Source organism: Thioalkalivibrio sp. ALE14 (assembly GCF_000376845.1).
GTDB lineage: Bacteria > Pseudomonadota > Gammaproteobacteria > Ectothiorhodospirales > Ectothiorhodospiraceae > Thioalkalivibrio.
In genome coordinates this window covers 1-19,890 of sequence record NZ_AQXY01000010.1, presented here as the reverse complement: position 1 = coordinate 19,890, position 19,890 = coordinate 1, and the positions used below count along the sequence as shown (strand labels likewise).

The 19,890-nt window shown below is 68.8% G+C and carries 21 protein-coding genes; 12 read left to right on the top strand and 9 right to left on the bottom strand.

Annotated features, from left to right (window positions below; translation table 11 throughout):
- Window positions 1-244 precede the first annotated feature (244 nt).
- Window positions 245-457 (top strand): YjfB family protein, encoded by a 213-nt coding sequence (locus F572_RS0100605; RefSeq protein WP_017941498.1) that lies wholly within the window; start codon window positions 245-247, stop codon window positions 455-457.
- A 215-nt stretch (window positions 458-672) separates the two neighbouring features.
- Here the strand turns inward: F572_RS0100605 and F572_RS0100600 are convergent, their stop codons facing one another.
- From F572_RS0100600 to F572_RS0100590, 3 genes are all read right to left on the bottom strand, one after another.
- Window positions 673-1,302, bottom strand: coding sequence for a class I SAM-dependent methyltransferase (locus F572_RS0100600; protein WP_017941497.1), 630 nt, complete (start codon window positions 1,300-1,302; stop codon window positions 673-675).
- 251 nt (window positions 1,303-1,553) lie between these two features.
- Window positions 1,554-2,207 carry a GTP cyclohydrolase I FolE gene (folE, locus tag F572_RS0100595; protein ID WP_017941496.1) on the bottom strand — a complete coding sequence of 218 codons (654 nt, stop codon included), beginning with the start codon at window positions 2,205-2,207 and terminating at the stop codon, window positions 1,554-1,556.
- Window positions 2,208-2,236: 29 nt separating this feature from the next.
- A complete protein-coding gene (locus F572_RS0100590) occupies window positions 2,237-3,022 on the bottom strand; it encodes a DUF3429 domain-containing protein (RefSeq protein WP_017941495.1) in 786 nt (261 codons plus the stop codon).
- A 142-nt stretch (window positions 3,023-3,164) separates the two neighbouring features.
- Here F572_RS0100590 and F572_RS0100585 point away from each other — a divergent pair, with 142 nt between their 5' ends.
- The 8 genes from F572_RS0100585 (at window position 3,165) to F572_RS0100550 (ending at window position 11,271) form a co-directional block, all read left to right on the top strand.
- Entirely contained in the window at window positions 3,165-4,547 is a 1,383-nt protein-coding gene (locus F572_RS0100585) for an NAD(P)/FAD-dependent oxidoreductase (RefSeq protein WP_017941494.1), read from the top strand.
- Window positions 4,547-5,317 (top strand): DUF1365 domain-containing protein, encoded by a 771-nt coding sequence (locus F572_RS0100580; protein ID WP_017941493.1) that lies wholly within the window; start codon window positions 4,547-4,549, stop codon window positions 5,315-5,317. The genes F572_RS0100585 and F572_RS0100580 overlap by 1 nt, the downstream gene beginning before the upstream one ends.
- Entirely contained in the window at window positions 5,317-6,573 is a 1,257-nt protein-coding gene (locus tag F572_RS0100575) for a cyclopropane-fatty-acyl-phospholipid synthase family protein (protein ID WP_017941492.1), read from the top strand. Before F572_RS0100580 ends, F572_RS0100575 begins: the two co-directional genes overlap by 1 nt.
- Window position 6,574: 1 nt before the next feature.
- Window positions 6,575-7,918 carry an MFS transporter gene (locus F572_RS0100570; RefSeq protein WP_017941491.1) on the top strand — a complete coding sequence of 448 codons (1,344 nt, stop codon included), beginning with the start codon at window positions 6,575-6,577 and terminating at the stop codon, window positions 7,916-7,918.
- Window positions 7,915-8,508, top strand: coding sequence for a chalcone isomerase family protein (locus F572_RS0100565; RefSeq protein ID WP_017941490.1), 594 nt, complete (start codon window positions 7,915-7,917; stop codon window positions 8,506-8,508). Before F572_RS0100570 ends, F572_RS0100565 begins: the two co-directional genes overlap by 4 nt.
- 533 nt (window positions 8,509-9,041) lie before the next feature.
- Window positions 9,042-9,545: a GNAT family N-acetyltransferase gene (locus F572_RS0100560; protein ID WP_017941489.1), complete on the top strand. Its 504-nt coding sequence runs from the start codon at window positions 9,042-9,044 to the stop codon at window positions 9,543-9,545.
- A gap of 426 nt (window positions 9,546-9,971) precedes the next feature.
- The gene (locus tag F572_RS0100555; protein WP_017941488.1) at window positions 9,972-10,454 is read left to right on the top strand and encodes a hypothetical protein; all 483 of its coding nucleotides are present in this window, start codon (window positions 9,972-9,974) and stop codon (window positions 10,452-10,454) included.
- On the top strand, window positions 10,420-11,271 hold the full coding sequence (locus F572_RS0100550; RefSeq protein WP_017941487.1) for a hypothetical protein: 852 nt from the start codon (window positions 10,420-10,422) through the stop codon (window positions 11,269-11,271). The genes F572_RS0100555 and F572_RS0100550 overlap by 35 nt, the downstream gene beginning before the upstream one ends.
- A 175-nt stretch (window positions 11,272-11,446) precedes the next feature.
- Here the strand turns inward: F572_RS0100550 and F572_RS0100545 are convergent, their stop codons facing one another.
- The 6 genes from F572_RS0100545 to F572_RS0100520 form a co-directional block, all read right to left on the bottom strand.
- Entirely contained in the window at window positions 11,447-12,505 is a 1,059-nt protein-coding gene (locus F572_RS0100545) for a porin (protein ID WP_018158280.1), read from the bottom strand.
- 905 nt (window positions 12,506-13,410) lie between these two features.
- Window positions 13,411-14,598 (bottom strand): FAD-dependent monooxygenase, encoded by a 1,188-nt coding sequence (locus F572_RS0100540; protein ID WP_017941485.1) that lies wholly within the window; start codon window positions 14,596-14,598, stop codon window positions 13,411-13,413.
- Window positions 14,595-15,857, bottom strand: a complete 1,263-nt coding sequence (locus tag F572_RS0100535; protein WP_017941484.1) for an FAD-dependent monooxygenase — start codon at window positions 15,855-15,857, stop codon at window positions 14,595-14,597. Before F572_RS0100535 ends, F572_RS0100540 begins: the two co-directional genes overlap by 4 nt.
- A 556-nt stretch (window positions 15,858-16,413) precedes the next feature.
- Window positions 16,414-17,742 (bottom strand): Xaa-Pro aminopeptidase, encoded by a 1,329-nt coding sequence (gene pepP, locus F572_RS0100530; protein WP_017941483.1) that lies wholly within the window; start codon window positions 17,740-17,742, stop codon window positions 16,414-16,416.
- Between the two features lie 32 nt (window positions 17,743-17,774).
- Window positions 17,775-18,380 (bottom strand): UPF0149 family protein, encoded by a 606-nt coding sequence (locus tag F572_RS0100525; RefSeq protein WP_017941482.1) that lies wholly within the window; start codon window positions 18,378-18,380, stop codon window positions 17,775-17,777.
- Complete coding sequence (locus tag F572_RS0100520) at window positions 18,380-18,667, bottom strand: hypothetical protein (protein WP_017941481.1); 288 nt, start codon at window positions 18,665-18,667, stop codon at window positions 18,380-18,382. The genes F572_RS0100525 and F572_RS0100520 overlap by 1 nt, the downstream gene beginning before the upstream one ends.
- 216 nt (window positions 18,668-18,883) lie before the next feature.
- Here F572_RS0100520 and F572_RS0100515 point away from each other — a divergent pair, with 216 nt between their 5' ends.
- The 3 genes from F572_RS0100515 to F572_RS0100505 form a co-directional block, all read left to right on the top strand.
- Window positions 18,884-19,111, top strand: a complete 228-nt coding sequence (locus F572_RS0100515) for a cell division protein ZapB (protein ID WP_024326430.1) — start codon at window positions 18,884-18,886, stop codon at window positions 19,109-19,111.
- The gene (locus F572_RS0100510) at window positions 19,108-19,413 is read left to right on the top strand and encodes a cell division protein ZapA (RefSeq protein WP_017941479.1); all 306 of its coding nucleotides are present in this window, start codon (window positions 19,108-19,110) and stop codon (window positions 19,411-19,413) included. The genes F572_RS0100515 and F572_RS0100510 overlap by 4 nt, the downstream gene beginning before the upstream one ends.
- A gap of 249 nt (window positions 19,414-19,662) precedes the next feature.
- On the top strand, window positions 19,663-19,890 hold a 228-nt coding region (locus F572_RS0100505; protein ID WP_026181382.1), incomplete at its 3' end, for a transposase.

Genomic DNA, 19,890 nt, shown 5'->3' with positions numbered 1-19,890 from the left:
TGAATGAATTCACCACGAAGGCACGAAGAAGGGCAAGGGCGTGTAACCACAGAGGGCACGGAGAACACGGAGAAATTCGGGAGCGGGGATGCGGGACGCGCTGCTATCCTGGTGAACATCGTCGCCTTGAAAAAATCCGGTTCGAGGGCTCAAGTCTGCGAGGATTCAGCCGTCACCGGGGTCAGGCCTGTCCTGAATTCTGGAGCGTAACGGGCCTGTACATTCAGATTCTGGGAGTAGCGTGATGGACGCAAGCGCAATTGCCGCGATGGCCACGCAGGGCAGCCAGCAGCAGCTGGCGATGCAGAAGGATGTGGCCGTGCAGAAAAAGGCAATGGAGTCGCAGGAGATGGCGGCTCAGTCGATGCTGCAGGCAATGCCCGACATCGGCGAGATGCAGGCCGCCACTCAGGGCCTGCCGGACAACGTCGGCACCAACATCAACACGACCGCCTGACACGTTCCGTACCGTCGATCCAGGGAGGCCCCGGCGCATTCATGCCCGGGGCCTTCTCGTTACTGGATCACCGCCTGCCCTGTTCAGGTCACCCGCAAGGGGTTTCCCACAAACCACGTTGGAATTCTCTGTGTCCTCCGTGCCCTCTGTGGTTACACGCCCTCGCCCTTCTTCGAGCCTTCGTGCCCTTCGTGGTACAAAAAGGCCCTTGCCCTTCAGCCCGCATCCCCGGCGTTACGCCCTGACGCATCCGGGGGCGCACGGCAGACCCGCGCGGCGAAGCGCCGCATCACGCCGCGGGCCACCCGGTCCTCGGACTCGATGCAGAACCCGGCCTGTTCCACCGCGGCCTCGGTATCGCGGTTCGGATGGCACCCGCCGGTGATGCAGGTCCAGGCCGGCTGCACCCGGTCCTGGGCCCGCGCCAGCAGCGGCCGGGTGTGGCGGACGTGCTCCAGCATACGCAGCTCCCCTGCCTCGGCCAGCACCCGGCGCACCTCGCCCAGCGCCCGCGGCGGGTCCTGCACGCTGCAGAAGACCAGACCGGAGACCACGGTATCGAACGCCCCGTCCGCAAACGGCAGGGCCTCGGCCCGCGCCACCACCAGTGGTACGGACGGGGCCCTGTGGCGGGCGCGACGCAGGGCCGCAAGGTCCGGGTCCATGCCGATCACCCGCCCCGGATCCGCGTACAGCGGCAGGTCGCGCCCGGTCCCACAGCCCACCTCCAGCACGCGGCCCCGAGCGCCTTCGACCAGGCGCCGCCGCCAGCGACGCAGGCCCAGCAGCTCGGCACCGGCCATCAGGCCGTCATACAGCCAGGGGATCTGCTCAAGACCGCGCATCGCGACTCCGTGGGAGGCCGGGAAGAAAAATGTGATGTCGTCCGCATTCCTGTGGCGGCTGGCAGGAACCTGTTTCCATACAGCCTGTCCACTTAAACAAGTTGCGGAAATATCGGCTCGTGGCAACGGCAGCCGATGATCCGCCGTTCAGACAGTAACCCTCCATCACACGGGTGTCTGAACGATCTTGGGCCCGGCCATTGCGCCGGGCCTTTTTTTGTTCGAGCGGGCGCGATTCGCCTGCACCAGCGTCAGCTGCCCGTGCGGCCGATCAGGTTGAGGAACTCGCGCCGGGTCCGGCCATCCTCGCGGAAGGCGCCCAGCATCACCGACGTCGCCATCGAGGAGTGCTGCTTCTCCACCCCGCGCATGGTCATGCACATGTGCTTGGCATCCACCACCACGCCCACGCCCTTGGCGTCGGTCACCTGCATCAGGGCATCGGCGATCTGGCGCGTCAGGCTCTCCTGGATCTGCAGGCGCGCGGCAAACATGTCCACGATGCGCGCGATCTTCGACAACCCGATCACCTTGCCATTGGGCAGGTAGGCCACATGCACCTTGCCGATAATCGGCAGCAGGTGGTGCTCGCACAGGGAGTACAGCTCGATGTCGCGCAGCAGCACCATCTCGTCGTTGTCCGATGTGAACAGCGCGCCGTTCACGATGCTGTCCAGGTCCTGGTGGTAGCCGCGGGTCAGGTACTGCATCGCCTTGGCCGCCCGCATGGGCGTGTCCACCAGGCCCTCGCGCTGCGGGTTCTCCCCCAGCCCGGCGAGGATGTCGCGGTAGCGCTCGGCGAGCAGTTCCGGGGCCGCCAGCGGCTGGCCGGTGCCATTCGTGGCCGTCGGCTCGTCGGCCGTACGGGCATCTGCGTCCATGGTCGAGTCCTTGTGTTCGCTCATTCTTGCGTTGTCCTCTGTCCGGGCCCGGATCAGGCCGCCAGCGTGACTGCGAAGCCGGAGGCCAGCGCCAGCATCGCCCCCGCCGTCAGTACCAGGCGCAGGCCGAGATAGCCGCGCGGCAGCGCCCGGCGCTGCAGGCTCAGCCGGTCCACCCACAACACCCCCAGGAACAGCACCGTCAGGGTTATCAGGGCCTCCGGCAGCGGCTGCAGCACGGCCAGCCAGGCCAGAATGGAAGGCACGACCGCCCAGACCGGGGCCGAAAGCGGGCCCACCCGGTGCTGCCGATCCGCCAGGAAGATCCCCCAGTGGATCGCCCCCAGGAACGACAGGATGACCGCACCATAGAGCGCCAGGGCCTCCAGCGCGAAAGCCTGCCATTCGGGCTGGGCCATCCACGCGCCGATCCCGAAAAATGCGAAGGGTAGCAGGCCGCCGAACCCGAGGACCTGCAGCGACGGCGCCGGTGCGTCCGGTCGCGGTCCGTCGCCGCGCGCCTGCAGGGCCCGATGACCCAGGTACTCGCGCAACTCGGGCAGTCCACCGATCACCCCCTCGCGCGAGACGAACAGTGGCAGGACCGCCGCACCGGTCGCCTGCTGCAGCGCGTGGAACTGCTCGCGATTGTGGGCCGAGCCCATACCCCATTCCAGCCGCTTCCAGTTTCCGGGTGCGGTCGCCTCCAGCAGCGCCTGGGCATCCCGGAAGTCCGAAAGCCCGGAGGTGATGCCCACGATCTCGTGAGTGGCCAGTGCATCCCGCACCTCTGCCGGCCACTCGGGGGCGCCCACTTGTGCCTTGTCGTCTTTGTCCATGATCCACCTCTCCGTCAGCGACTCACGCGCGGTGCCCCGCTCCACATTGGAAACCCGGGAACTTTTTTCCGCCACCATTTACAAAGATTGTACAGCTATTGTATAAGATGTACATCGCCCTCGGGCCCGGAGAGTCACCACCATGCATCGCTCGCGTATCGCCGTCATCGGTGGAGGCATCGCCGGCCTCTCCGCCGCCTGGATCCTGCAGACCCGTCACCAGGTACAGCTGTTCGAAGCGGAACCCGAACTCGGCGGCCATGCGCATACGGTGGACGTCCCGGACCCCCAGGGTCACACCGCCATCGACACCGGCTTCGTGGTCTACAACGAACGCAACTACCCCCTGCTCACCCGCCTGTTCGACGAACTGGACGTCTCCACCCAGGACACGGACATGTCGTTCGGCTATTCGCGCCAGCCCGACGGGGTGGAATACGCCGGGTCGGACCTCAACACCCTGTTCGCCCAGCGCCGCAACCTGGTGCGCCCGCGCTTCCTGCGCATGGCCCGCGACATCCTGCGCTTCAACCGCCTGGGCAAGAGCCTGTTCGAGCGCCGCGAGAGCCCGGAGGGCACACTCAGCGCCTTCCTGGATCGACACCGCCTGGGCCGCGGCTTCACCGAGGACTACCTGCTGCCGATGGCCGCGGCGATCTGGTCCTGCCCGCCGGAGGAGATCCGCGAGTTCCCGGCCGCCAGCTTCCTGCAGTTCTTCCACAACCACGGTCTGCTGGACCTGCGCGACCGTCCGCAGTGGCGCACGGTCGTCGGCGGCAGCCGCGAATACGTCGGCCGCCTGGCAAACCGCCTGGAACCGCGCAGCGTGGTCCACGAGCCCGTACGCGCGGTAATTCCCGAGGCCGGCCAGTGGCGGGTGCTGACGGATGCCCAGTCGAACGGCTTCGATGCGGTGGTCTTCGCCTGTCACGCCAACACCGCGCGCAAGCTGCTGAACGGAGTCGCCCCGGCCCGCGACCGACTGCTCTCCGCCTGTCGTTTCCAGGCCAACCACGCGGTGCTGCATACCGATCCGGCGCTGATGCCGCGCTCGCGCCGCGTGTGGTCCTCCTGGAACTACCTTTCGGGACGCACGACGCAGGCACAGGACCGGGTCTCGGTGTCCTACTGGATGAATCGCCTGCATCGCCTGGAGCGTCGCCAGGACTACATCATCAGCCTGAACCCCTGGCGCGACCCACACCCCAGTCTCGTCCTCGGCGAACAGCACTGGGAACACCCGGTGATGGACCGCGCGGCGGAAAGCGCTCGCCAGCGCCTCGCGGCGACCCAGGGCGAGGACGGTCTGTACTTCGCCGGCGCCTGGATGGGTTACGGGTTCCACGAGGACGGCCTGCGCTCGGCCGTCCGTATCGGGCAGTCGATGGGCATCGAACCGCCCTGGTCGCACCCGGCGCAGGCACCCGATGCACCCGTCCATCCTGGCCGTGTCCCGGAGTCCACCGTCCACGGCGGCGGCCCGACCCCGGTCGGCGCGCCGGCCGCGCATTCGCGGAACGCCTGATGGACGCTGCCCTGGTCCACGGCACGGTGATGCACCAGCGGTTCTTCCCGCAGCAGTACCGCTTTCGCTACCCGGTAACCGGCGCCCTGTTCGACATCGACCGCCTGGCGGAGACCACGCGGCGTTGCCGCCTGTTCTCGCTGGATCGCTTCAACCTGTTCAGCCTGCGCACCCGCGACCACGGCCCGCGCGACGGCCGCCCCTGGCGGCCCTGGATCGAGGCCCGCCTGGCCGAGCACGCCATCGACCTCGCCGGCGGCACCATCCGCCTGCTGACCATGCCACGCGTCCTCGGCCATGCCTTCAACCCGCTCAGCATCTGGTACGCCTGGCATGCCGACGGCGACTTGCGCGCGATCCTGCTGGAGGTACGCAACACCTTCGGCGAGCACCACCACTACCTGCTGCACGAAGATGGCGCGCCGATGACCGTCCCGATTCGCCAGGAGAAGCACAAGGCCTTCCACGTGTCGCCGTTCATCGACATGCGCGCGCGCTACGCCTTCACCCTGACGCCGCCGCGTGCCGAGGTCGGGGCATCCCTGCGGATCGCGATCAACGAATACCAGGACCAGGATCTGATGCTGGTGGCCACGCAGCACGGCCGCCTGCGCCCGTTCAGCGACCGCACCCTGCTGGGCGCCTTCCTGAAAAAACCCTGGATGACCCTCAAGGTCCTGCCCCTGATTCACTGGCAGGCGCTGAAGATCTGGTGGCGCGGCGGGCGCTATCACCCGCGGCCCGCACCCCCCGCACAGGAGATCGACTAATGGCCCTCGACCAACTCGACACCCCGCAGGAAGGCACGCTCCGAACCGACTGGGCGCTGCGCCTGATCGCCCGCGCGCTGAAGGACATCGACACCGGGCAGGTCACCCTGATCGGCCCGTCCGGCCACCGCATCGCCCTGCGCGGTCGCAAGGCCGGCGTCGAGGCTGTCTGGCAGTTCCGCCGCCCCTGGCGCGCGATCCTTCGCCTGCTGCGCCACGGCGACATCGGCTTTGCCGAGGGCTTCATCAGCGGCGACTGGATCACCCCGGACCTGCAGGCCCTGCTGCGCTTCGCCACCGACAACGAACAGGCCCTGGCGACCATGGCGGACCGCCCCGCCTGGCAGCGCGGTATCGACCGCCTGCGTCACTGGATGCACCGCAACAGCCGCCGTGGCAGCCGCACCAACATCCGCTTCCACTACGACCTTGGCAACGACTTCTACGACCTGTGGCTGGACCGCACGATGAGCTATTCGTCAGCCCTGTTCACCCGTGGTGACGAGGCCCTGGAACAGGCGCAGACGCAGAAATACGCCCGCCTGCTGGATCAGCTGAATGCCGAGCCCGGCGCGCACATCCTGGAGATCGGCTGCGGCTGGGGCGGTTTTGCCGAGATGGCGGCCCAGCGCGGCTACCACGTCACCGGCGTCACCCTGTCGCAGGAGCAGCTCGACTACGCCCGCGAGCGGATCGAGCGCGCCGGCCTGAGCGACCGCGTGGAACTGCGCCTGCAGGACTACCGCGACCTCGATGGCACCTTTGACCACGTGGTCTCCATCGAGATGTTCGAGGCCGTCGGCGAACAGTGGTGGCCCACCTTCTTCGACCAGGTGCGTCGCTGCCTGCGCCCGGGCGGGCGCGCCGCGCTGCAGATCATCACCATCGCCGAGCACGCCTTCGAGCACTACCGCCGCAATGCCGACTTCATCCAGCTCTACATCTTCCCCGGCGGCATGCTGCCTTCGGTCCCGCGCTTCAACGCGGAGGCCGAACGCGCCGGGCTTGCGGTGGAGGACCAGGCCTTCTTCGGCAAGGACTACGCGCGCACCCTGCGCCACTGGCACCAGGAGGTGCGCCAGGCGGAGCCGGTGATCGAGGCGCTGGGCTATTCGCAGTCCTTCCTGCGCATGTGGCGCTACTACCTGGCGTACTGCGAGGTCGGCTTCGAAACCGCCCGCGTGAACCTGATGCAGGCGGTTCTTCAAAGCCCCGTCGAAGCCGGCCCGTCGGGCGGCGCCTCCGCGACGCGATGAGGTGAGCACCCTGCGCTGGCCGCGGCTGTTCGCCTACGGTGGTCTGGGGATGCCCCTGGCCGTGCTCGGCCTGCCGCTGTACGTCTTCCTCCCCACGCACTACGCCGAGCACACCGGCCTGGGCGTCACCTTGGTGGGCCTGCTCCTGCTGCTGGCTCGCCTGCTGGATGTGGTCACCGACCCGCTGGTCGGCCACCTGTCGGATCGCATTCCCGGGGCTTGGCGCCGGCGCGCGGTGATGCTGGCCGGCGTGCCGCTGCTGCTGGTGGCCGCGCCGTTCCTGTTCCGCCCGCCGGCCGAGGCCGGCGCCGGCTACCTGCTCCTGTTCAGCAGCCTGGTCTACCTCGGCTGGACCCTGGTGTCGCTGCCCTATGCCGCCTGGGGCGCGGAACTGTCCGGTGACTACCACGAGCGCTCGCGCATCACCGCCGCGCGCGAGGGATTCGTCGTGCTGGGTACCGTTACGGCCGCCGCGCTGCCGGCGCTCCTCGACCTGCAGGACGATGCCGGCGCGGCCCTGGCCACCCTGGCGGTGCTGCTGTGGGTGCTGATGCCCGTCGCCTTCCTGATTCTGCTGTGGCGCGTGCCGGAACGCCCCGGCCGTCTCGCCCCCGTGCCCTGGCGCGCCGGCTGGACCCTGCTGCTGGCCAACCGCCCCTTCCGGCGCCTGATCCTGGCGTGGATCCTGAACGGTACGGCCAATGCCATCCCGGCCACCCTGTTCCTGCTGTTCATCACCCACGTGCTGGAGGCGCCTGGCCATGCCGGGCCGCTGCTGCTGGTCTACTTCGCCACCGGCATCCTCGCCCTGCCGATTTGGCTGCGCCTGGCGCGCCACCTGCCCAAGCACCGGGTCTGGACCCTCTCGATGTTGCTGGCCTCCTGCTTCTTCATCTGGGTGCCGTTCCTCGGCTCCGGCGACGTACTGGCGTTCTACGCCATCACCGTTCTCACCGGGCTCAGCCTCGGGGTCGATCTGGCGTTGCCGGCCGCGATGCAGGCCGACGTGATCGACCAGGACACCGCCGACGGCGGCGGCGAGCGCGCCGGGCTGTTCTTCGGGCTGTGGGGCATGGCGACCAAGCTGGCGCTGGCGCTCGCCGTCGGCCTCAGCTTCCCGCTGCTGGGCCTGGCCGGCTTCTCGGCCGACGGCGACAACGGCCCCACCGCCCTGCTCGTCCTGGCCCTGGCCTACGCCGGGCTGCCGGTGCTGTTCAAGCTCGCGGCGATGATCCTGATCTGGCGCTTCCCGATCGACGCCGACACCCAGCACGCCCTGCGCGAACGGATCCACGCGCGCGAACGCGCGACCACCCTCGTCCACCCCGGAGGCACCGCCCCATGAAACCCCGTAACCGCCCCGCCCGTTTCGCGGCCTCGCTCGCGGCCACGCTGATGCTCGCCCTGTTCATCGCCGCCCCGGCCACGGCCGCCACCGAGATCGACGGCGTGCGCTTCGCCGACTCGGTCACCATCGACGATACGATCGTCCCGCTGCGCGCGGGCCGGCTCTACCGCTACACCATCTTCCGCGTCTACGTCGGCGCACTTTACGCGCCCGAAGACGTCGCACCGGAGGACGTACTCACGGCCGCCGTACCCAAGCGCCTGGAACTCGAATACCTGCGCGCGATCAGCGCCGACGACTTCCGCAAAAGCGGCAACAGCCTGCTCGAAGACCAGCAGGACGCCGAGACCCTGGCGGCGCTGGCCGACCGCCTCAACACCTTCAACGCCGCCTACCGCGACATGGAGGCCGGCGACCGCTACGCCCTGGAATATCGTCCGGGTCACGGCACCCGCCTCCTGCAAAATGGCACGCCGCTGGTCGAGGTCCCCGGCCACGACTTCGCCGAGGCCTACTTCGGCATCTGGCTGCACCCGGAAGCCCCCCTGTCGCGCCGCTTCCGCGACACCCTCATCGGCCAGCGCTGACGCCGGGCAGCCACGATCTGTCATTGCGAAGCGCGAAGCGCCGCGGCAATCGCCGGGTCTCTAGCACGGGACCCATGCCTTGCCCGTCATTGCGAGGCGCAAAGCGCCGCGGCAATCGCCCGGCCTCGGGCACCGCGCCCATGCCCTGCCCATCAGCGCAAGGCGCCGCGGCAATCGCCCGGCCTCGGGCACCGCGCCCATGCCCTGCCCATCAGCGCAAGGCGCCGCGGCAATCGCCCGGCCCCGGCCACCGCGCCCATGCCGTGCCCGTCATCGCGAGGCGCAACGCGCCGCGGCGAGCGCTTTGCCCCGCCACCGGGCCGTCTTTTTGATTGCCACGCGGCACCCGCAATCATGCGCCTTCCCGCCAGACATACCCGACGTGGTACAGCCCCCGTTCCGCGAAACCCTTCACAGGAAGATTCCCCGAACCTGGACTAGACTCTTCCGTCCGGGGCCAGGAGCCAGCACCACCCGGTTTGCCCGCCCGCGTGGGCGTGGCTCCTTCCAACGGCGGCCGGAGGAGGATACCCATGCAGCATCCCATCACTTTTCGGGAGGCCACCTGGCCTGCCGACGCCGACGCACTGGCCCGCATCCGCTGCGAGGTCTTCGTCGAGGAACAGGGAGTGCCCGAGGCGCTCGAATTCGACGGCCTGGACGCGGCCGCCCTGCACTGGCTGGCGACCGGGCCAGGGGAGGAACCGGTCGGCACCCTGCGCATGCTGCCCTCCGGCCAGATCGGCCGCATGGCCGTGCGCGAATCCTGGCGCGGGCACGGCATCGGCTCCCGCCTGCTCGACTGCGCCATCCAGGCCGCCGCCCGTCACGGCTGGCAGGAGGTCTGGCTGAACGCCCAGAATACCCGCCTCGGCTTCTACGCCCGCCACGACTTCTTCATCATAAGTGACACCTTCGAGGACGCCGGCATCCCCCACCGCCGCATGCTCCACCGCATCCACACCCCGACCCCACGACCCCACCAACCCTGGAGCCGCCCAAACGAAGGCCTGGCCGCGCATCCGTTATATCCATAACCGCAGGGTGCGTTGAAGCGCGCGAAACAAACCGCTCTCCGCGGCCAGGTGCACACCACGCCCATGATGCGATTCGCTACGCTCATCGGCATCCTGCGAGGCCAGAACCCCGATGGTGCCCACCCCCCGTAGGAGCCTGCTTGCAGGCGAAGCCCCAGCCAAAGTCAGACGCGGGCAGGGGCTTCGCCTGCAAGCAGGCTCCTACGGGGGGCTTGCGGTGTGCCGAGTCCGTCGTCATCCCGGATGCCAGGTCTGCCCGGATGCCACAAATCCTGCTGATCCGCGTCTGCCACCGTACCCATACCTCCGAATAACGGCCGAAACGCTCCCCTTACTCCTTCGGGGCACACGACACCGCCCAAAGATGCGAACCCACCCCCACTCCCCTATGCTGAGAGAAGGACCGTGGACCCAAGCGAGACACCGATGACCGCCCCCGAACGCGACCCGACCCTGATCGACGCCGAGGCCCTGCTGGCCGAACTCCTGGCCGCCACCCGGCGGCGCCTCTGGCTGCATGCCCGCGTCGCCCTGCTGGCGGAGATCGCCGGCCCCGACCTCGGCGCCGAGCTCGCCGGCATCGCGCGGCGCCACCGGCATACCGACATCCGCCTGCTGGTCGACGATGACCTGGCGCTCAAGGAACAGCTCCCCAGCCTGGTGGAGAGCATCAAGCGCCTGCCCAGCGCCGTCTCGGTACGCCGCCTGGAGGCCGCCGAGGAAAGCCCGCTGACCGTGACCGTGATTGGCGACCACAGCGGCTGGATGCAACTCACTCAGGCCGGCGGCCGGCGCATCCTGCGCGGCGACGTCGAGGACCGCCCCGGCACCCAGCGCGCCGTCCAGGACTTCGAGGCCAACTGGAGCCTCAGCGATGAAGCCGTCGAACTCCGCCGCCTCCTCGTCTGACCCGCACCTCATGAACGACCGCCGCCTCATACTCCGGGCCGCCCTCGCGCTGGCGGCTGGCACCCTGCTGCCCGGCCTCACCAGCGCACGCGACACCCACGCGGAGGTCGCCGTCCTGCCGCTGCAAAACCGCCCGGCCCACAGCCTGCTGCCCGAGCTCCAGGCCCTGTTCGGCGAAACCGCCACCCTGCGCGGCGACGGCTTCCGCCTTCTCGTACGCGCCGACGCCCGCACCCTCCAGCAGATCCGCGAGGTCGTCGCCGAACTTGACGCCCCGACCCAGGACCTCATCCTCTCCGTGCGCCGCCACAGCGACGCCCCGCGAACCGAACGCGGCAGCGGTATCGAGTTCGAGAGCGGCCCGGAAGGCACCGAAGGGCGCATCACCACCCAGCGCCTGCGCACCACGCGGCGCGACGACCAGACCCAGCACCTGCGCCTGCGCGAAGGCACCGAGGCCATCATCCTGATCGGCGAGACCCGCACCGCCGGCTTCCGCATCCTCCACGGCCGCGCCGGCGTCGGCGTTGAACCTCTGCTGCAGGACACCGCCCGTGGCTTCCGCGCGCGCCCCCAGGTCCAGCCCGACGGCCGCATTCGCATCGCCATCTCCCAGCTCCACGAACGCCCCCTCCTCCGCGGCGCCGTGGACCGCGACGCCATCGACACGCAACTCACGCTGGAGCCGGGCACCTGGCACACCCTCGGCGGCGTCCACAGCGAGAGCGCCACAGAGCAACGTGGCCTCGCCTCCCGCCGCACCACCCGCGACCGCGACACCCTCACCCTCGAAATCCGCGTCGATCCCGTCCGGTAAACCGTCCGGATCAGGCACCCCCCTACGCTTCGACTGTACCCGGCGCCGAACGCCACCCCCCAAACGCAAAAAGGCCCCAATGGGGCCCGGTCACGCATAAAAAACGGGGCCCCTGGGGGCCCCGCAAAACAACCTACTAACTAGTTTTTATACCGCTTGGTAGCAGTGGTTGCCCTTAGAAGGACACCCGCATGCCGCCACCAACGCCGGTGAACGACAGGTCACTGCCATTGAAGCCGATGTTATCGGTGCTGGCATAACCAACACCGGCAAAGGCCATCACGCGGTTGCTGAAGTTGTGCTTCACGGCGATCGCGGCGTAGTCGGAGTCCGGCATGCTTACGCCCTGCTGGCTGTCCAGACGCTGATGACCCAGGTTCAGGACGAAGTCGTTGCGGCCCATGGTGTAGGTACCGGACACGAAGAAGTTGTTACCTTCCATGTACGTGGTTTCACCGAACTTGAAGTCTTCGATTTCACCGACGATACGGAACGGGCCGGAACGCCAGTCAGCACCCAGCTTGGTGGTACGGGCCGTGTCAGCCGCACCGGCGGTGGTGTTGTCACCGAAGTCCGAGTGGGCCACGTACAGGTCAACCGGGCCCACATCGAAGTTCAGGCGACCGCTGAAGCCATGGGAGGTGCTTTCCGGGCCAAAGGCCGGCTTGTTGTCGACACCAACGGACAGGTCCAGGCGAACCATGCCGAAATCGTTGCTGTAGCGGATACCACGTGCCAGGTAGGAACCGTTCCCGTAGCCGTTCAGGCCACCCAGACGGGCGTTATTAGTACGGGCCTGCATATTAGTACGGGCCTGCATGAACGTAGCGTTCAGCGGGTCCTTGCCGGCAGTGCTGTAGGAGCCCTGGGTACGACCGATCACGACACGACCGAAGTTGCCGTCCAGACCGACGTACGCGTCGCGCGTCGCGGCGAAGACGTTTTGGGTGCTCGCGTTGGATTCCATCTTCAGCAGCGCGGTCATGCCGTTACCGAGGTCATGGTTGACCATCACGCCGATACGGCTCGGGCCAGCGCCATCGCCCGGGGCGCCGAGGCCACCGGCGTCATGCATGCGGATGCCGCTGTTGAAGGCACCGCCATCGCCGGAGGCGCTGTGGTGGACGATTTGCGTCTGCAGCTGGCCGAACAGGGTGACGTTGGTGTCGGCGGCGGCGAAGGCCGGGACTGCGAAGGCGCCGGCAACGGCGACTGCGAGAATCTGTTTTTTCATGTTGCGTATCTCCCAGGAGAGGTATGTGTTCGTTTCTACGCCTGCATCCACGGTCGATGCCGCGAATGACAGGTGTTTTATATACACCACGGTGTCTCGTTTCAACCCCTCGGCGAGAAAAAATTGCCACAGTGGGGCGGGATCTGTGGCGCACGGCGCTTTTTGGCAGATCAACCACTTGGGCGCACAGTCTGCAGGAATCTCGGAAATGGATCGCAACGTGCTGAAATGACGGGATCATAATGTTCGGCTTATGCACCGAATCCCGCTGAAGGCGAGACCTCGATCATGTTTTTCTTATTTTCCTGCGCGTTGTGCCGATTGGGCGGTTTTTCGGTTTTGGGGTCCGTCCGCCGAGGGATCGGGGCGCGTTGCATTTTTGCAACGAACGGGGATTCGGGCCGCCTTCGGCGAAGAGTGTTGCAAAAAGCCGACAGGTGGCGAAGCGGAGGTAGCGGCCGGTTAGATCGGTTTGGTGGCTTTCCCGCTTTGGCGGGGGCTTCGCCGCCGAGGCGGCTCCTACAGGGGGCTGGTGGCTGGTTGAAGCGCGGGGGTTCAACCGGACATCCCGGCTCTTCGCTTCGCGACGGCCGGGATGACGGTGCGGGTTCGGGTGCGGCGGTTGAGCGTGCGGTTGGGACGGAGCGATACGGGCACGATGCGGTTTGTGGCGCGCGGCGTATCCGGCGTGCGGGTGATGCCGTAGGGGCTTCCGGGCTTTGGCGGGTGCTTCGCTGCCGAGGCAGCCCCTACGCGGCCATGGCCGGCGGCACCAGTGGGAGCCTGCTTGCAGGCGAAGCTCCTGCCCGCGCCGACCTTTGGCAGGAGCTTCGCCGCCAAGGCGGCTCCCACGGGGCGAAAACGGACGCAGGAGATACGGCGGTTGGATAGCTGCGTGCTTGCAGCTAATCGAGGCCAAAGGCGCGCAGGGCAAGGCGGCGTTTGAGGGGGGTGGCCTGGTCGACCAGGCGAATGCCGAGGCCGCGCAGTTCCGGGAGGCCGGCGGCGTGGGCGCCAAAGATCAGGCGGAAGCCGTCCATGGCACGTTGCATGAAGGCGTTCTCGGCGCGGCGGTCGCGGGTGTAGGCGCGCAGGACGGTCTCGGCGCCCGGGTCGCGGCGGGCGGGGCCGTGCAGGCGCTCGACCAGGGCGCGGGCGTCGGCCAGCCCGAGGTTCAGGCCCTGGCCGGCCAGCGGGTGGATGGTGTGCGCGGCATCGCCCGCCAGAGCGACGCGACCCGCGTGGTAGTCACGGGCGTGGCGGGCCACCAGCGGGAAGCTGGCGCGTCTGGATGTGGCGGTGATCGCCCCCAGGCGGTGGTCGATCGCCTCGCCCAATGCCTCGCAAAAACCTGCATCGTCCAGCGCCAGCGTCTCGTCCGCCTTGTGTTCGGGCTGCGACCAGACGATGGAGCTGCGACCGTCCGCCAGCGGCAGGAAGGCGATGATCTGGTCGTCGACGAAGCGCTGCCAGGCGGTGTCCTCGTGCGCCCGCTCCGTGGTCACGGTCGCGACCACGCCGCGGGCGTGATAGTCCTGTTCGCGCACCGGAATGCCCATGCGGGAGCGCAGGGGCGATTGCGCGCCATCGGCCGCCACCACCAGCCGTGCGGAGGCCAGTGGCGCGTGCTCCGCGCCGTAAAGATCCACCCGGTCCGGGCGGGCATCCACGCTCTTCCACTCGGTCTCGGGCCACAAGGCCACGCCGGCGGCCTCCAGCTCGGTCCACAGCACGGCCTCCAGGGCGGCGTGCTCCACGGTCCAGCCCAGCGCCGGTACGCCCAGCTCGTCGGCGTCGAAGCGGATATGCCCGGGGCCATGGCCATCCCATACGGCCATGCCGGAGAAGGCATGGGCCCGACGCGCTTGAAGGGCGCCCTGCACACCCAGCGAGGCGAGGAAGTCCATGGAGGCGATGTTGAGCGTGGCGACGCGCGTCACCGGGGTCGCGTCGCCGAAGGTGGGCGCGGCCGCGCGCTCCAGCAGCCCGACGCGCAGGCCCTGGCGGGCCGCACCCAGCGCGATAGCGCCACCAACCGACCCGGCGCCCACCACCAGCAGGTCGAGCACGTCGCGGGAACCCGCCGCGCTCATGCCCCACCTCCAGCATCCGACCGCGCGAGGTGGCGGGCGGTATGGCGCGGCAGCGGGCCCAACCCCATCGCGGCGCGGGCCAGCCGGTCGCGCGCCGGGCGCAGTCGGTCCACGGCCATCATGCCACTGCCCAGCGCATGCCCGCGCAGGCCGGCCGCGTGCAGCATGCCGCGGGCAAGAAAGTCGGTGGTGGCGACCACGCCGCTCACGTCGCGACGGCGGGCCCGCGCATAGGCTTCGAGCGTGGCCGCCGCGCCGGGGTCGGTCACGAAACGCGGGGTGCCGTCCGGCTCGCGCCCGTCACGCAGTGCGCCCAGCAGTGTCGCGACATCGCGCAGGGACAGGTTCAGTCCCTGCCCCGCCACTGGATGCACCGCGTGCGCGGCATTGCCCAGCAACAGCGCGCGTTCCGCGACCGGCTCGGGGGCATGCACCCGCTCCAGCGGAAAACGCACCACCCGGCCCGCCGGCCGCAGGCGGCCCAGGGTCCAGCCGAACCGGGCCTGCAGCTCGCGCAGGCGCTCGGCCTCGTCCAGCTCCAGGCGGCGTTCGCAGGCTTCCGGCGGGGCCACCCAGACCACGTTCATACGCCCGTCCGCCTGCGGCAGCAGGGCCAGCGGGCCCTCGTCGGTGAAGCGTTCGAAGGCCTGGCCGTTGTGTGGCCGCGCCGGCTGCACGTCAAAGACCAGGGCATCCGCCGCGTAACGCAGGCGGTTTACCGGCAGACCCAGTGCCTTGCGCGTGGGGGACTGGATGCCGTCGGCGGCCAGGATCAGGCGGGCGGCCCAGACCTCCTCGCCTTCGACGCCGTCGATGCGCAGCACGCGGCGCCCATCCGTCACGTCCCCCACGCCCGCCAGCGTGGACTGGTAGCGCACATCCACGCCGGCGTCGCGGCAGGCCGCATCCAGCATCGGTTCCAGCGCGACGGCCGGCACCACCTGGCCGAGGGCGTGGCGGCCCTGATCGGCCGCGTTCAGGTGGACGCGCCCCAGGCCCCCGCGACGGCTGACGACGATGGAACGGATTGCGGTCGCCCGTTCGGCCAGCGGCGCCCAGTAGCCGAGATCGTCGAGGAACTGCACGGAGCCGGCCGCCAGGGCATAGCCACGGGTGTCGTTGGCGTGTGCATCCGGCGCGGGTGGTGCCCCGCGCTCGAACAGCGTGACCGCATAGCCCGCCCGCGCCAGGGTGCAGGCAGCGAGACCGCCCACCGGCCCGCCACCGACGATGGCGATATCGCAGGTGTTCGGTGTCATGCCCCATCCCTCGCGGGCAGACCCGACGCCGTTTTCGCCTGCAAGCAGGCTCCTACGGGGGCTCGTGCGCCCCACCCCCTGTAGGAGCCTGCTTGCAGGCGAAGGGTACGGAGGAGCGCAGCGAATCGCGGCACGCGGTGCGCGCCCCGTGTCGCTGGTTGGTTCCGGTGGCAACGGAGGGCAATCGCCGCGGCGCTGCGCGCCTCGCGATGACGGGAGTGGTGGAGTCCCGTCCATTTGTAGCCGTGGCCGTGCCAGCCCAAAAACATGCAGGCGCTTGATAGACGGTTGGGAACATACCGCTGCGCAGGATGCGGATGAGCGGAGCGGATCGCATCACGGGGCGCGTGGCTCCGTTTTGGGCGGGGCGTTTCGCGGGACGCGACGCGCGCTACGGTTGGTTGCGGGCGGAGGGGGATTATCGGGTGCCCGTTCGCCTGCGAGCAGGCTCCTACGGGGGCTCGTGAACCCCTGTAGGAGCCTGCTCGCAGGCGAATCGCGCCGGGGCTGATTCCCGGTCTGCCATTGAAATGGACGGTGCGGCGCGTGGACATGGTCAGCCCCAGCCCGGGAGGTCGCCGGCCATGCAGGCCTCGATGTCGGCGACGGTCTTGGGGCAATGGGCGGTCAGGACCTCGTGGCCGTCGCGGGTGACGGCCACGTCGTCCTCGATGCGGACGCCGATGCCGCGCAGCTCCTTCGGTGCCTCGCTGTAGGGCCCGAAGTAGAGACCGGGCTCCACGGTCATCACCATGCCCGGTTCCAGCTGGCGCCAGGCGTCGCCGACGCGATAGTCGCCGACGTCGTGCACGTCCAGCCCCAGCCAGTGGCCGGTGCGGTGCATATAGAACGGACGGTAGGCCTGGTCGCGGATCAGCTTGTCCAGCCGGCCCTTGAGCACGCCCAGCTCCTTGAGCCCGCGGGTCAGTTCGCGTACGGCGGTGGCGTGCGGAGTGTCCCAGTCGTTGCCGGGGCGCACCTGCTCGATCGCGGCGAGCTGCGCGGCCAGCACGCACTCGTAGACCTCCCGCTGGCGCTCGCCGAAGCGACCGGACACCGGGAAGGTACGGGTAATGTCGGACGCGTAGCCCTGCACCTCGCAGCCGGCGTCGATCAGGAGCAGGTCGCCGTCATTCAGCTCGGCGCGGTTCTCGATGTAATGCAGGATGCAGCCGTTCTCGCCGCCACCGACGATGGACGGGTACGCGGTCTCGGTGCCATAGCGGTGGAACTCGTGCAGCAGCTCCGCCTCCACCGCGAACTCCGTCAGGCCCGGACGGCAGGCCTGCATCGCGCGCACATGCGCCTGGGTAGAGATGGCCGCGGCGTGGCGCATGAGCTTCAGCTCCGGTGCCTTCTTGAACAGCCGCTGCTCGTGCAGGTGGTGCTCCACGGCAACGAACTCGTGCGGCGCGCGCACGCCGTTGCGGGCCTTGGCCCGGACCTGGTTGACCCAGCCGAACAGACGCTGGTCCAGGGGCTCGTCGCGTCCGAACGGCGCGGCCAGCACCGCGCGGTTCTCCATCAGCCCCGGCAGGATCTCGTCGATATCCTCGATCGGGAAGGCACACTCGGCCCCATAGGATTCCATCGCGCCGTCCGGCCCGGCCCGGCGTCCCTGCCAGGTCTCCTGGGTCGGGTCGCGGTCACGGCAGAACAGGATGTATTCGCCAGCCGGGCGGCCCGGCACCAGCACCGCCACCGCGTCCGGCTCGGGGAAGCCGGTCAGGTAGAGGAAGTCGCTGTCCTGGCGGAAGGGATACTCGACATCGCGGTTGCGGGTGCGCTCGTGGGCGGCGGGGACGACGATGATCGAGTCCGGGCCGATCGCCCGCAGCAGCCGCTGGCGGCGCCGGGCAAATTCGCCCTGGGGGATCTCGGGCATCCGGCCCGGCCGGGGGGCTTGTCGCGTTCGCGTCATTGCATCGGGATCCGTTTCGGGTCGTCCGGGGCCAGCTCGTCGGCGATCAGCAGCACGCCCACGCGCACGTATTCATTCAGCTCCTCGAAGGCGGCGGCGTTCTCCTCGTCGTCCTCCGGCTCCAGTTCGATGCGCGCGATCTCGGCGAAGTCGCGCAGGATCTCGCTGGCCTCGGCCGAGGGCTTGAGCTTGCCAAGGCGCGGTGTCTGCCCGAGCCCGGCGATGAAGCCGTCCACCCATTCCGACAAGGCCTGGGTCTGCGCCTCGATGGCGTCGTCCTCCGGCAGCAGCGGGCCAAAGCCCAGTTCCACGTCATACAACTGGGCCAGCAGCGCGCGGCGGATGGCCTCCACGGTCTTGCCGAAGTTCTCCCCGGCGCCCTCGGTCAGAGGCAACGCCTCGCCCAGGCTGCGCTCCAGGGCGTCGACGTCGGCGCCCGGGTCCGCCACCAGGCACCCGGTGAACAACCCGTGGGCCGAGGCCGGCGTCTGGGCATAGCCCATGCTGCGCAGGCCATGCTCCAGCTGCTCGCGCAGGGCCTCGGGATCGCGTTCCAGGCCGTCCTGCGACTTGGCATTGCCGCTGTGCGGGGTACTGGCCATCAGAAGCTCTCCAGACGCGCTTCGTAGGGAAACAGCAGGAAGCGGTAGAGATCGTCACCCACCTGCAGGTGCGTAAACTGCGGCTCGCCCAGCTTGATCGCGCTGGAACCGGTGGAGGACAGCATATTGAGACCGAAGCGTTTCTCTTCGATCAAGGCGTTCAGCAGCTGCTCCAGCTCCGCGTGCGGCACGGTCCCCGTGTTGTCGACGATCCGGCACGGCTTTCCGTTATGGGCTGTACCCTCGATCACGGTGGCCTCGGGGCCGGGTTCGGGGGGCTGGGTCATGGGCAGCAACACTTTCTGGGAACGGGATTCGCCGTATTGTGGCCAGCGCGGGCACCGGGCCGCAACAAACCCCGGTGCCACAAGTGTGCGATCCCCAAAAAGTGAATGTGTTCCAGCAAGAAGATGAGCCAAGTTGACGCTTCGCGCGAAGCCCTCCTAGACTCCATGGATCATCCGACCCGCGGCGAAGGCCGCCTGCCAACCGGGACCGAGGCCATGCAGCCGAACGACGATTCCGCGATCGACCCGACCGAACGCCTGGAGGCCGCGATCACGCGCCTGCTGGAGGAGCACGCGGCCCTGCGCGAGGAGAACCACCTCCTGCAGGAGCAGGTGCGCCAGCTCAAGGGCGAGCGCGCGGCCTTCAAGGAACGCAACGAGCAGGCACGCCACCGGGTCGAGAACATGATCGCGCGCCTGCGCTCGATGGAGCACAGCGAATGAGCCAGTCCGAACCCGTCCGCGTCTCCATCATGGGCAAGGAGTACCAGATCGCCTGCCCACCGGAGGAACGCGCCGACCTGTTTGCCTCGGCGTCGCTGATCGACGAACGCATGCGCGAACTGCGTGATGGCGGGCGCGTGGTCGGCGCCGAGCGGATCGCGGTGATGGTGGCGCTGAATCTGGCGCACGAGCTGCTGGAATGCCAGCAGCAGCAGAAGGCCGGTGGCGACTCTGCCGGCAGTTCGGCGCGGCTGGTCGCCCTCGCCGACCGCATCGAACAAAGCCTGGGCTCGTCGCGCTAGCGCTGTTGGCGGCGCCCTGCCGCCCTCCCTTTTCCCGGACATTCCCGGCCCGGGGACGGCCCGCCACCCGCTACCCCATACTCAACATCCGGTGTTTTCCAGGGCTTCGATCCGCCGCCTGCCTTGTGGTGGCTGGTCCTGGTTCGTCCTCCGGTGTTTAGGGTGCCTTCGGTCCGCAACCTGCTGAAGTGGTCCAATGACAGCGGACACCCCAGTTAAGCCACACTAGATGGGTAACTGGAGGTGAATGTGAGCAAGCAGAGACGAGCGCGATACAGCCGGGAGTTCAAGGCCAACGCGATTGCGATGGTCGAGAGCCAGGGCTATGGCTGCACGGAGGCGGCCCGGCGGCTCGGGATCAACCGGAGCATGCTGTCCCGCTGGCAGCGTGAGGCGCGGCGCAAGGCGGCCGGCGAAGCCGTTACTGAGCCGGCCTCGAACGGTCAGGAACAGGAGTTGCGGCGGCTGCGCGAGGAG

Coding starts and splice junctions, on each gene's coding strand:
- F572_RS0100605 (WP_017941498.1), top strand. CDS start 245: ATGGACGCAAGCGCAATTGCCGCGATGGCCACGCAGGGCAGCCAGCAG.
- F572_RS0100600 (WP_017941497.1), bottom strand. CDS start 1,302: ATGCGCGGTCTTGAGCAGATCCCCTGGCTGTATGACGGCCTGATGGCC.
- folE (WP_017941496.1), bottom strand. CDS start 2,207: ATGAGCGAACACAAGGACTCGACCATGGACGCAGATGCCCGTACGGCC.
- F572_RS0100590 (WP_017941495.1), bottom strand. CDS start 3,022: ATGGACAAAGACGACAAGGCACAAGTGGGCGCCCCCGAGTGGCCGGCA.
- F572_RS0100585 (WP_017941494.1), top strand. CDS start 3,165: ATGCATCGCTCGCGTATCGCCGTCATCGGTGGAGGCATCGCCGGCCTC.
- F572_RS0100580 (WP_017941493.1), top strand. CDS start 4,547: ATGGACGCTGCCCTGGTCCACGGCACGGTGATGCACCAGCGGTTCTTC.
- F572_RS0100575 (WP_017941492.1), top strand. CDS start 5,317: ATGGCCCTCGACCAACTCGACACCCCGCAGGAAGGCACGCTCCGAACC.
- F572_RS0100565 (WP_017941490.1), top strand. CDS start 7,915: ATGAAACCCCGTAACCGCCCCGCCCGTTTCGCGGCCTCGCTCGCGGCC.
- F572_RS0100560 (WP_017941489.1), top strand. CDS start 9,042: ATGCAGCATCCCATCACTTTTCGGGAGGCCACCTGGCCTGCCGACGCC.
- F572_RS0100555 (WP_017941488.1), top strand. CDS start 9,972: ATGACCGCCCCCGAACGCGACCCGACCCTGATCGACGCCGAGGCCCTG.
- F572_RS0100550 (WP_017941487.1), top strand. CDS start 10,420: ATGAAGCCGTCGAACTCCGCCGCCTCCTCGTCTGACCCGCACCTCATG.
- F572_RS0100545 (WP_018158280.1), bottom strand. CDS start 12,505: ATGAAAAAACAGATTCTCGCAGTCGCCGTTGCCGGCGCCTTCGCAGTC.
- F572_RS0100540 (WP_017941485.1), bottom strand. CDS start 14,598: ATGAGCGCGGCGGGTTCCCGCGACGTGCTCGACCTGCTGGTGGTGGGC.
- F572_RS0100535 (WP_017941484.1), bottom strand. CDS start 15,857: ATGACACCGAACACCTGCGATATCGCCATCGTCGGTGGCGGGCCGGTG.
- pepP (WP_017941483.1), bottom strand. CDS start 17,742: ATGCCCGAGATCCCCCAGGGCGAATTTGCCCGGCGCCGCCAGCGGCTG.
- F572_RS0100525 (WP_017941482.1), bottom strand. CDS start 18,380: ATGGCCAGTACCCCGCACAGCGGCAATGCCAAGTCGCAGGACGGCCTG.
- F572_RS0100520 (WP_017941481.1), bottom strand. CDS start 18,667: ATGACCCAGCCCCCCGAACCCGGCCCCGAGGCCACCGTGATCGAGGGT.
- F572_RS0100515 (WP_024326430.1), top strand. CDS start 18,884: ATGCAGCCGAACGACGATTCCGCGATCGACCCGACCGAACGCCTGGAG.
- F572_RS0100510 (WP_017941479.1), top strand. CDS start 19,108: ATGAGCCAGTCCGAACCCGTCCGCGTCTCCATCATGGGCAAGGAGTAC.